Origin of the sequence: Mucilaginibacter galii, from assembly GCF_014635825.1 — a bacterium.
Lineage (GTDB): Bacteria > Bacteroidota > Bacteroidia > Sphingobacteriales > Sphingobacteriaceae > Mucilaginibacter > Mucilaginibacter galii.
On the sequence record NZ_BMDO01000003.1, the window covers coordinates 321867 to 333518 of the forward strand.

Genomic DNA, 11652 nt, shown 5'->3' on the forward strand with positions numbered 1-11652 from the left:
CAACAATGAAAAAAGTATTATATATAACCGTTTTAAGCGCACTTATTTTGTTTGGCAGTTGCAACAAGATGGTGAACGAAGAACCTTTATCTGAAGGTAAGCTGAACGAGTTTTTCAGAAGCAAGTTGGATGCAGATGCCGCCATAGCTGGTATGTACGGAGAGTTTCAATCGGCCATGATCAAAACCACGCCGACAGGCCAGCATCAAAACACCATGACCTGGTGGGGCGAAGCCCGCTCCGATAACTGGGAACGCCGCCTGGCTTATGCTACCAATAATCAAAACGAAATTGATTTTAACGGATTAACCGCCAACAACAGCTTTGCCGATTGGACCATATTGTATAGCTGTATAGGCCGTGCTAACCTGATCATAAAGCGTTTGCCCGAAATTAAAACTTATGTACCACCGGGCACAGCAGGCGAGCTTACGCCGGCACTGGAGTCGAGCTACACTGCACAGGCTTATGCTATGCGCGCCCTTTGTTACTTTTGGATTGCACGTATTTGGGGAGATGCACCTATTCGCACCGAGCCTTATACCGATATTGCGCAGCAGGCATCACAAGCCCGCGACCCGCAGGCTAAAGTTCTGCAGCAATGCAAAACAGATCTGCAAAAGGCTTATGATTTGACTGCAAAGAACGCCAACCCGGTTATTTTTTACTTAGGCGAAGGTGCAATTGCTTCGATCATGGCCGATGTATACATGTGGGAAAAAGATTATCCCAATGCCATTATTTGGTTTAAGCGCTTATTTGCTGCCAAGGGGCCAACCGGAAAGGTTTACAATTCGGCAGGCGTAACGGCTACCGGCTCAGGTGGTGTAGCTGCCGATCTGCAGCCCGGTACCACCTGGAACACACAATTTTTATCACCTGCTACCAGCGTTGAAACCATATTTACTATCCATTGGGATGTGTTGGCTAATGGTTGCGCCTGTATGTCGGGCGTATCGCGTACCACTAACGAGCCGCTTATCCGTATGGCCGATCCATTGTGGACCAACTGGCCTAAAGTATCGACCGCTACTTACGGTGCTACCGTAGCTACTACCGATCTGCGCGTCAAGCAAACCTACAATATTACTTCAGCCACTAATCAGCCCATTCGCGACCGTGGTTTTTGGAAATTGTATGCAGGTACCTACACCGCACCAACCGCTACTGCCGGGTATAATTTTGTAACCAACGTTTACACCAGCAATTTGGTAGCAACCGATCAAACTAACGTGTTTGTAACCATGTACCGTTTAAGTGCGATGTATTTGTTATACGCCGAAGCACTAAACAAAACCGGTGATAAAACCAACGCAGTAAAATATCTGAACTTGATTAAAGCACGAGCCGGTGTGCCAATAGTGCTCGAAACGCAGTTTCCTGATCAGTCAACTTTAGAAATGGCTATTTTACAGGAACGCCAGTTTGAGTTAATTGGTGAAGGTGTGCGCTGGTTTGACCTGGTACGTACCGATCGTGTGATAGAAGTGATGGACCCAATATTGAAAGCCCGCCAGCTACAGGCTGGTAATGCCCAGGTAGGCTGGGGAACCGATAAACGCCGTTACTACTGGCCATTAAGCACCACTGTGCTTTATTCAAATAACTTATTAGTACAAAACGCACCTTACGGAGGTCAATAAAAATAGATATGAAGATGAAAAAGTTAAATATAATCTTAGCAAGTCTTTTTTGTGCATCCCTTTTAGGTTCATGTAAAATTGGCGGCCTTGAATTTCAAAAAGATTTTAAATATAAACCCGGACAGCCAACCGATGCTCACATTAACAAATCGGCGTTACAATATTTACGTGATAGGGGTAAAACGCCGGTTGTGGCTAATGATACCGTCTTTAAATACATGCAGTTAGGTTTGGAGTATGCCGGCCTTGATCCTGCAGAGTATGAAAAGGCAGGACGCACGTTTATATTCCTGAGCAACAACGCTGTAAGAGTGCTCCCTACTACTTCATCAACTGTAAACGGCCAAACCGTAGTGCGCACAACCAGCAACATACCTACAGCAGGTTTTTGGTTCGAGTTTCAAATACTGGACAAGAACCCCGATGGCAGCCAAAAGTATGCAGCCGATGGTATAACGCCCATAACCCACCCGGCAACGTCGTGGAATGAATATTCGCCTCAAACGGTCAAAAATTACTTTTTGTCATTAATAGGCCAGGGCGATTTAGGTTTTAGCACTTTAAATAATGCAAATCAAAGCCTTACCTCCATATTGCCTGTGGGTACCGTGGCTGGCAAAGAATCTAAGTTAGGCTTTTTTGTATCATCGCCAACACCAAACTATAACATTAGCGGTAACCGTACCATTGCTTACGACTATGTAAACAATACAGGAAAAGGTTTTGATCCTGAAAGTAAATTCAACCTGAAAGTAACCAACGCCGATTTTTCGCCCATGGTATTTAACGATAATGCAAACGTGGCAACCGGCGGCCTTTTAGCCACCAATGGTCAAATACATGTGGTTGCCGTTACGGCGTTTCCAAGCAGGTACTAATTTAACAAGACATTCACTCCTACACCTTCTATGCAAAAAAAGTTTCTCTTTACAATTTGCCTGCTGGGTATAAGCTGTGGCTTGCATGCCCAGCAAATACCGCGAAACACTACCGTCGGTATTGACGAAAAGGTAGCGCAATTGTTAGCCAAAATGACCCTCGAAGAAAAGGTGGGCCAGCTTAACCAATACACCGGCGATCGCCTGGCAACGGGCCCGGTCACTGCCAATACCACTAAATATCAAGATATTAAAGCTGGTAAAGTAGGCTCTATGCTTAACGTGCGTGGTGTTAAAGACACCCGTATGGTGCAGGAAATCGCCATGCAATCGCGCCTAAAAATTCCTTTGTTGTTCGGGTTGGATGTGATACATGGCTACCGCGTAACCTTCCCGGTACCACTGGCCGAGGCCGCCAGCTGGGATTTAAAGGCTATAGAAACATCGGCACGGGTAGCGGCCACGGAAGCTGCCGCATCGGGCCAGCACTGGACGTTCGCACCCATGGTAGACGTCTCGCGCGACCCGCGTTGGGGCCGTGTAATGGAAGGGGCAGGAGAAGATACCTATTTGGGTTCGCTTATTGCCAAGGCACGGGTAAAAGGCTTTCAAGGTAATGGTTTGGGTAATTTAGATGCGGTTATGGCCTGCGTAAAGCACTTTGCCGCTTACGGCGCTGCCATTGGCGGGCGCGATTATAACAGTGTTGATATGAGCGAACGCATGCTGTGGGAAACCTACCTGCCGCCCTTCAAAGCCGCTTTAGATGCTGGTGCTGCTACTTTCATGAATTCGTTTAATGATCTGAATGGCATCCCCGCCACGGGCAACAGCTACCTGCAGCGCGACATTTTAAAAGACAAATGGGGGTTTAAAGGATTTGTGGTGAGCGACTGGGGTTCCATCCGCGAGATGGTGGCACACGGCTTTGCGAAAGACAATACCCAGGCCGCTGAATTAGCAATTAAGGCAGGTAGCGACATGGATATGGAAGGCCATGCCTACATAGCCAATCTTGTCAAGCTGGTAAATGATAAGAAAGTGGATTTAGCGTTGATTGACGATGCTGTAAAACGTATACTTCGCAAAAAGTTTGAGTTAGGTTTGTTTGATGACCCTTACCGTTTTTGTAACGAAGAGCGTGAACTTAAAGTACTGAACTCGGCCGAGAACCGCGCGAAAGCACGCGATGTAGCCAAACGCAGTATTGTGCTGTTGAAGAACGATAAGCAATTATTACCCTTATCTAAAAAGCTCAAGACAATAGCGGTAATTGGTCCGCTGGCGAAATCTAATAAAGATATGATGGGCTTTTGGTCGGTTAAATGGGATAATGACCATCTGGTATCCTTATATGAAGGCTTGCAGAACAAATTGGGTAAGAATACCCAACTGCTTTACGCCGAAGGCTGCGATTTGGCCGATACCGCTAAATGCAACTTTGCCGAAGCAGTGGCCATAGCCCGCAAAGCCGATGTAGTAATTATGGCCGTTGGTGAAGCTTACGACATGAGCGGCGAGGCAAAAAGTAAAGCCAACATCCATTTGCCCGGAGCGCAGGAAAACTTAATTAAGGTGGTACAAAAAACAGGCAAGCCCATGGTGGTGCTCACCATGTCGGGCAGGCCGTTGATATTTAATTGGACCGCTGACCATGTCGACGCCATTTTACATACCTGGTGGCTGGGCAGCGAGGCGGGTAATGCCATGGCCGATGTATTGTTTGGCGATTATAACCCTGGAGGCAAGCTGCCTATGTCTTTCCCACGTTCTGAAGGCCAGATACCCGTTTATTACAATTATAAAAGTACCGGTCGGCCATCGCCAACAGATATGGCCAGCACTTACCGCTCGGGTTATTTGGATATGCAGAATAGTCCGCGTTATGCATTTGGCTATGGTTTGAGTTATACTACATTTGCCTTAACCGATTTAAAGCTCGATAGCCATAAATTCAAGCAAAACGATTCTTTAACCGTGACCTGCAACCTCAAAAACACCGGCCGCTTTGCGGGCGAAGAGGTAGTACAGCTATACTTACAGGATGTATTTGCCAGCGTAACCCGCCCTGTAAAAGAGTTAAAGGGCTTTGAAAAAGTTTATCTTAAACCAGGTGAAAGCAAAACCGTCAAATTTGTGATCGGTAAGGAGATGTTGTCTTTTTATGATCAGCAGATGAAATGGGGAACCGAAGCCGGCGAGTTTAAACTGATGATCGGCAATGCTTCAGATCATATTGTGCTTGAAGATAGATTTGAGCTTGAGAATTGACGTACACCCATTAAACCAATTTAAAATGAGAAGAATATATATTGTTTTAGGCTTGTTTTTGCTGACCGTAAGTGCAAAGGCGCAATACGTTAGCCTTTCGGCAGCTGAGATCAAGACTTTAAAGACGGCTATTCAAACCGATGCAAAGGTGAAAAAGCAATTTGAACCTATTACAGCACAAGCCGAAAAGGCTTTAACACAAGCTCCAAATCCTATAGAAAAGGTAACTTCCCAAGGCTTATTAGAGGGAAACCCTGCCAAAACCGCCAGTTTAAAAGCAGTAGAAGATGCCCCTAAGATTTATGCATTGGCCTTAAACTACCGTTTGTATGGCGATAAGGCTTATTTGAACAAAGCACAGGAATTTCTTACCGCCTGGGCTAAAATGAACAAAGCCAGCGGCGACCCTATTGATGAGACCAAACTGGAAGACTTTTTTACCGGATACGACCTCATCAGGAGTGAAGTGAGCCCTGCGCAAAAAACAGAAATCGACAACTGGCTGGAAACTATTGCCCTGGCCGAGATCAACAGTGCATCGGCAGCACCCAATAAATCAACCTCAAAAAACAACTGGAACTCGCACCGTATTAAGGTAATTACGCAGATAGTATATACCATTCAGGCTAAAAAATATTATGACCAGGTAAACCAGTTGATAGAGCAGCAATTAGGGCAAAACCTTTATGCTGATGGTTCGAGTTATGATTTTGCAGAACGTGATGCCTTGCATTACCATATTTACACGCTGGAACCGTTGCTGAAATCCATGATCGTGGTGAACCGGGCGACCGGCAAAAACTATTACAGCTTCGAATCGCCTGTTAAATCATCGGTACAAAAGTCGGTGCAGTTTTTAGTGCCCTTTGTTACCGGCGAAAAAACACATGGCGAGTTTGCCAACAGCCGGGTAAAATTCGACCGCGACCGAGCCGCCAATGGTGAAAAAGGTTATGTAGCCGGTCATCCGTTCAACCCTAAAAATGGCATTGTGGTATTGTCGCTGGCGGCATACTTCGATCCCGGGATGATGAAGATCATTCAACAGGTAAACGGTAACAATTATTATGATTGGCAACTGGTACTTAACCAGGTAAGAAAAGCCAAATTTTAAACCCGAGGTTGATGAAAAGAACCGGAATTTTAGGATTGTTACTCGTAGGCTGTTTAGCCTTAAGCTTGCGCTCTTTGGGCAACAATGATTTTAAACAACAGGTGGCTGCCACCCTGCGCCAATCTATTTTAAAAGAGGCGGCTTGGGCATTAAAACAAAAGCCCATCACGGTTACTGCCGAACGCTGCCCGCGCAGTGCAGGTGGTAAGCACGATTTCTATTCGGAGGGCGACTACTGGTGGCCTGATGAAAAGAACCTGGCCGGTCCGTATATTCAGAAAGATGGACTAACCAATCCACAGAACTTTACCGCCCATAGGCTGGCCATGATCAGGCTGAGCCGTATTGTGGGTGCGCTGGCATCTGCCTATCGGCTTACGCATGAAAAACGGTATGTTCGGCAGGCCTTGATTCACTTGAAAACCTGGTTTGTCAATCCCGAAACGCTCATAAACCCTAATCTGCAATATGCCCAGGCTATTAAGGGCGTAGCTACAGGCAGGGGCATAGGTATTATAGATACCATTCAATTGATGGAAGTGGTAAAGGGGGTTGAGGCTATGCAAGCTTCGGGTGTAATTGGCGATGCAGATTTAATGGATATTAAAAACTGGTTCAACCAATACCTTGGATGGCTCACCACACACCAGTATGGTAAAGATGAAATGAATGCCAAAAACAACCACGGCACTTGTTGGGTAATGCAGGCGGCCTGTTTTGCGTTATTCACGGGGAACAATGAAGTAGCTAACTTTTGCCGCAACCGCTACAAAGAAGTTTTATTGCGCACACAAATGGCTGCCGATGGTAGCTTTCCGTTAGAATTGAAACGTACCAAGCCCTACGGGTATTCTATTTTTAACCTGGACGCCATGGCTACTATTTGCCAGTTGTTAAGCACCAAAAATGATAACCTTTGGATTTACGAAACGCCTGACGGTCGTTCCATTAAAAAGGGGATTGCGTATTTGTACCCCTATTTGAAAGATAAAAACAAATGGCCTCTTCAGCCCGATGTAATGCACTGGGATAGCTGGCCGGTAGCTCAGCCAGCCTTGGTATTTGGTGCAGCTGCTTATCAAAACTCCGAATGGCTCAACACCTGGAAAGCTATGGAGCACGAACCCACTAACGAAGAAATTATAAGAAACCTGCCGGTGCGTCACCCACTTATCTGGCTTAATAATTAACGATGAACAAATTTATTCCCATAGCGCTATGCCTGTTAAGCACAGGTGCCTTTGCGCAAGAGGCCAAAAAAGCCATTCCCTTTGCCGAGAAGCAAACCGATGTAATGCTCAAAGCTATCCCCGAGGCTAAGGCTACCGCAATCAAACCAAACTCTGTGGTACCGCGTACGCTGGATACTAAAGGTAATTTGGTGCTCATTCCATCTAAAGACTGGGTGAGCGGCTTTTTTCCCGGGGAGTTGTGGTATTTGTACGAATACACGCACAATAACAAATGGTTAACCGCAGCCAAAGAATACACGGCGTACATTGAGCAGGAGCAATATGATAAAGGCACCCACGATTTAGGTTTTAAGATCTATTGTTCGTTTGGTAACGGCTACCGCTTAACGAAAGATCCTAAATACAAGGAGGTCATTATTACCGCTGCTAAAACGCTGTCGAACCGTTTCAGCCCAAAAACCGGTGTTATTAAATCTTGGGATAACCGTAAGGAATGGAAGTACCCCGTGATTATTGATAATATGATGAATCTCGAATTACTATTCGAGGCATCTAAATTATCTGGAGATTCAACATTTTACAAAATTGCGGTGAGTCATGCTAATACCACTTTAAAAAACCATTTCAGGGCTGATTATAGCTCATATCACGTTATAGATTATGATCCTGAAACAGGCGCCGTATTACATAAGCAAACACACCAGGGCTACGCCGATGAATCTGCCTGGGCAAGAGGGCAGGGTTGGGGCTTATATGGTTACACCATGTGCTACCGCGAAACTAAAAATCCTGTTTATTTAGAACAGGCAGAGGCTATTGCCAAATTTATTTTCAGTAACCCCAACTTACCCAAAGACAAAGTGCCTTACTGGGATTTTAACGCGCCCGATATTCCTAACGCGCCGCGCGATGCATCGGCAGCAGCCTTAATGGCTTCGGCATTGTACGAGTTAAGTACTTACAGCACCAACGGCAAACAGTATCGCAAAACAGCCGACCAAATTTTAAGCAGCTTAACCAAGCATTACCAGCCACAACCCGGTGAAAGCAAGGGCTTTATTTTGCTGCATAGCACAGGCCACAAGCCCGCCAACAGCGAAATTGATGTGCCGATTAGCTATGCTGACTACTATTACCTCGAAGCCTTATTAAGGCAAAGCAGGTTGGCCAAAGGGCAGCCCGTTGTAGCTATGTAAATGGAACTTGAAAAACGGAAAAGCTGGTTTGATAACAAACCGGCTTTTTTTGTAAAATATGAAGTTTATTAGTGAAGCAATGTAACAAACGAAATTTTAGTATAACATTGCTCTACTAAATGACTTTGAAACAAACTGGTCGATTTACGGATAAGCTGTATCACATTTCCTAAATTTAAGTAACGCTGGGTTACGCATATAACCTGTGTACAATATGTACTCAACTTCTACTTGCCTGCGTTGAGCAGATTGATAACTTTGCAATATGCCGGCCATTCAAAATATCAAGGTAGCTGTTGATGCTGTGGTTTTTGGATATACTTCCAAAGAGGGGTTGTCTGTATTATTGATTAAGCGTAAGCTCAAGCCTTTTAAGGATAGCTGGGCGCTGCCCGGTGGCTTGGTTGTAAATAACGAGTCTTTAGAAGAGGCCGTTCAGCGCGAGTTGAAAGAGGAGACAGGCGTCAATATTAATTATTTAGAGCAACTGTATAGTTTCGGAAAGCCCGGCCGCGATCCGCGTAACCGGGTAATATCTATTACCTATTACGGCTTAGTTAAACCCGATGCCTTTGAGCTACAGGCCGATACCGATGCGGCAGATGTAGCTTGGTTCAATATTAAAAAATTGCCGCAATTGGCATTTGATCACAAAGAGATATTAAGCGCGGCACATGAGCGCTTAAAAAACAAAATGCTTTATCAGCCCGTAGGTTTCGAATTGCTGGAAGAGAAATTCCCTTTTTCAGAGTTAGAAAAACTCTATATGGCTGTGCTTGATCGGCCTATTGATCGCCGAAACTTTAGAAAGAAAGTAGTTAAATTCGGTTTTCTGGAGGAAACAAGTGAAAAGCAAGCCTTAGACGGCGCCGGCCGCCCGGGAAATCTTTTTCAATTTAATGAGCAAAAGTATTTCCAACTACAAAAAGATGGTGTCAACTTCGAGATATAAATCATTCATTATCAAAAATAGTTAAAATATAATTTGTGTATTTAAAACACATATTTATATTTGCGTATATTTAACGCAAATATAAATATGAAAACAGCCGTCATTATAGCCCGCTTCCAAACTCCTTATCTTCACGAGGGACACAAACAGCTGGTTAGCCAGGTTAAAGAAAATCACGCTAAACTAATTATCTTATTAGGCGTAAGCCCGATAATGGGTAGCCGTAAAAATCCATATGATTATTATACCCGGGAGAAGATGATCAAACGGGATTATCCGGAGGTAATTGTATTGCCGGTAAGCGATCACCCGAGTGATAGAACATGGTCGGAGAGTATCGATAGCCTGTTGAAAAGCGTATTTCCGAATGAGCACTTTTGCCTGTATGGTAGCCGAGACAGCTTTATTCCTTATTACTCAGGCAGGTTTGAAACTGTTGAACTACCCGAGCATGGCGATTATAATGCAACCGACCTGCGCAAGCAATACGCCGATAAGGTATTTGACTCTAATGATTTCAGGGCAGGCATTTTGTACGCTTACTATAATCAATACACCAAGGTTTATCCTACGGTTGATATAGCTTGTTTCCGGAACGGCAAAACTGAAATACTACTTGGAAAAAAGGCAACCAATAACAAGTGGCGCTTTATAGGTGGTTTTGCCGACCCTGAAGATGCCTGTTACGAAGATGCCGCAAAACGCGAATTGATAGAAGAATGTGGTGAGATAGAAATTGGCAAAATGATTTATGAAACATCGTGTAAAATAAATGACTGGCGCTATCGCAATGAAGCAGATAAGATCATAACGCTGCTTTTTAGTTGTGATTACATTAGTGGTATGCCGGCCGCACAAGATGATATCATTGACCTGGCCTGGTTCCCGCTAGCCGACCTGCCACAGATGATTGAAAACGCCACCATCAGCGATGAACATATAGAGATGTTCAAAATGATCATTACCAAATACCTTAAAAACTAATACCATGAAACGCGAAAATTTTATTTTACTGGCCGACGCTTATAAATACGCTCACCATAAATTGTACTATCCGGGCACTACACAAATTTATAGTTACCTGGAAAGTCGCGGCGGTATGTTTAACGAAACCATATTTTTTGGGCTGCAATATTTTTTGAAAGAATACCTGCAAGGTCCGGCGTTTACACAACAGGATTTAGATGAAGCCGAGGGATTTTTAAAACAGGTGTTTGGCCGTGATGATGTGTTCGATAAAACTAAGTTCCAATACATCTTAGATACATATAATGGCCATTTGCCAATTAAAATAAAGGCGGTTGCCGAGGGCACTGCTGTGCCAACCAGTAATGTATTAATGACTATTGAAAATACTGACCCGGAATGCTACTGGCTCACCAACTTTTTAGAAACCCTTTTAATGCAGGTTTGGTACCCTTGCACCGTTGCAACGCTTAGTAATCAAATACACAAAGTAATTACACGGTTTTTTAACGAAACCGCTACAGAAGGTGCCGAAGCAGGTATCGATTTTGTGCTGAATGATTTTGGTTTTCGTGGCGTGGGAAGTGTAGAAAGTGCCAAAATTGGTGGTGCCGCTCACCTGATCAATTTTAGCGGGAGCGATAATTTAGCTGGCAGCCAAATGGCCATTAATTATTATGATGCGCAAAAGGCTTATGGCTTGAGCATACCGGCAACGGAGCACAGTATCTGCACGCTGCTGGGCCGTGAAGGTGAGCTCGAAATTTTTAGGCATGTTCTCAAAAGCTTTCCAACCGGAACCATTGCCTGCGTATCTGATAGTTATAATATTTTTAAAGCCTGCGAAGAATATTGGGGCACCGAACTTCATGATGAGATACTAAACCGGGAAGGCACGCTGGTAATACGCCCCGATAGCGGCGACCCGATCATGACGCTGCTGGCCATCTTTGAAATACTATTTAACAAGTTTGGTTTTACTACCAATGCTAAGGGCTATAAAGTACTGCCACCGCAGGTAAGGGTGATACAGGGCGATGGTGTAAACTACGAGGCTATCATCAATATTTACGAAGCCTTAAAGTTGAACGGTATCAGCGCTGAAAACCTGGTATTAGGTATGGGTGGCGCTTTGTTGCAAAAAGTTGATCGTGACACCCAAAAGTTTGCCCTAAAATGTAGCAGCGCAATCATAAATGGACAGGAGGTTGCCGTAGAGAAAAATCCGACCGAAATGGACGAGCATGGCAACATTACCCCAAGCTTTAAAAAGAGTAAAGGCGGACGTTTAAAACTCGTGAAAATAAATGGCATATTTAAAACCGTGAACGAGCACGATTATCCAAACTTGCCCGACGAGTTACATGCCGTTTTTGAAAACGGTATGCTTGTAAACGCTATTGCATTTGAGCAAGTAAGAAAAAATGCCAATTAACAAT

9 protein-coding genes are annotated in these 11652 nt (G+C 44.5%); all 9 read left to right on the forward strand.

Annotation, left to right across the window (positions count from 1 at the left end):
• The first annotated feature begins 5 nt into the window (after positions 1-5).
• The 9 genes from IEV61_RS08245 to IEV61_RS08285 all read left to right on the forward strand — a co-directional run bounded on the left by IEV61_RS08245 (position 6) and on the right by IEV61_RS08285 (position 11648).
• Positions 6-1643, forward strand: coding sequence for a RagB/SusD family nutrient uptake outer membrane protein (locus tag IEV61_RS08245; RefSeq protein WP_188415554.1), 1638 nt, complete (start codon positions 6-8; stop codon positions 1641-1643).
• A 14-nt stretch (positions 1644-1657) separates the two neighbouring features.
• Entirely contained in the window at positions 1658-2521 is an 864-nt protein-coding gene (locus IEV61_RS08250; RefSeq protein ID WP_188415556.1) for a hypothetical protein, read from the forward strand.
• Positions 2522-2551: 30 nt separating this feature from the next.
• Positions 2552-4792 (forward strand): glycoside hydrolase family 3 N-terminal domain-containing protein, encoded by a 2241-nt coding sequence (locus IEV61_RS08255; protein ID WP_188415557.1) that lies wholly within the window; start codon positions 2552-2554, stop codon positions 4790-4792.
• Positions 4793-4817: 25 nt separating this feature from the next.
• On the forward strand, positions 4818-5906 hold the full coding sequence (locus IEV61_RS08260; RefSeq protein WP_188415558.1) for an alginate lyase family protein: 1089 nt from the start codon (positions 4818-4820) through the stop codon (positions 5904-5906).
• 11 nt (positions 5907-5917) lie between these two features.
• Positions 5918-7096, forward strand: a complete 1179-nt coding sequence (locus IEV61_RS08265) for an alginate lyase family protein (RefSeq protein WP_188415559.1) — start codon at positions 5918-5920, stop codon at positions 7094-7096.
• 2 nt (positions 7097-7098) lie between these two features.
• Positions 7099-8295 (forward strand): glycoside hydrolase family 88 protein, encoded by a 1197-nt coding sequence (locus IEV61_RS08270; protein ID WP_188415560.1) that lies wholly within the window; start codon positions 7099-7101, stop codon positions 8293-8295.
• Between the two features lie 265 nt (positions 8296-8560).
• Positions 8561-9247 (forward strand): NUDIX hydrolase, encoded by a 687-nt coding sequence (locus IEV61_RS08275; protein WP_188415561.1) that lies wholly within the window; start codon positions 8561-8563, stop codon positions 9245-9247.
• A gap of 87 nt (positions 9248-9334) precedes the next feature.
• Positions 9335-10231: an NUDIX domain-containing protein gene (locus IEV61_RS08280; RefSeq protein ID WP_188415562.1), complete on the forward strand. Its 897-nt coding sequence runs from the start codon at positions 9335-9337 to the stop codon at positions 10229-10231.
• A gap of 4 nt (positions 10232-10235) precedes the next feature.
• Positions 10236-11648, forward strand: coding sequence for a nicotinate phosphoribosyltransferase (locus tag IEV61_RS08285; RefSeq protein WP_188415564.1), 1413 nt, complete (start codon positions 10236-10238; stop codon positions 11646-11648).
• Positions 11649-11652: the final 4 nt, after the last annotated feature.

Excerpts from the sequence above, each read along its gene's own strand:
- IEV61_RS08245 (WP_188415554.1), top strand. The coding sequence starts at position 6 with ATGAAAAAAGTATTATATATAACCGTTTTAAGCGCACTTATTTTGTTT.
- IEV61_RS08250 (WP_188415556.1), top strand. The coding sequence starts at position 1,658 with ATGAAAAAGTTAAATATAATCTTAGCAAGTCTTTTTTGTGCATCCCTT.
- IEV61_RS08255 (WP_188415557.1), top strand. The coding sequence starts at position 2,552 with ATGCAAAAAAAGTTTCTCTTTACAATTTGCCTGCTGGGTATAAGCTGT.
- IEV61_RS08260 (WP_188415558.1), top strand. The coding sequence starts at position 4,818 with ATGAGAAGAATATATATTGTTTTAGGCTTGTTTTTGCTGACCGTAAGT.
- IEV61_RS08265 (WP_188415559.1), top strand. The coding sequence starts at position 5,918 with ATGAAAAGAACCGGAATTTTAGGATTGTTACTCGTAGGCTGTTTAGCC.
- IEV61_RS08270 (WP_188415560.1), top strand. The coding sequence starts at position 7,099 with ATGAACAAATTTATTCCCATAGCGCTATGCCTGTTAAGCACAGGTGCC.
- IEV61_RS08275 (WP_188415561.1), top strand. The coding sequence starts at position 8,561 with ATGCCGGCCATTCAAAATATCAAGGTAGCTGTTGATGCTGTGGTTTTT.
- IEV61_RS08280 (WP_188415562.1), top strand. The coding sequence starts at position 9,335 with ATGAAAACAGCCGTCATTATAGCCCGCTTCCAAACTCCTTATCTTCAC.
- IEV61_RS08285 (WP_188415564.1), top strand. The coding sequence starts at position 10,236 with ATGAAACGCGAAAATTTTATTTTACTGGCCGACGCTTATAAATACGCT.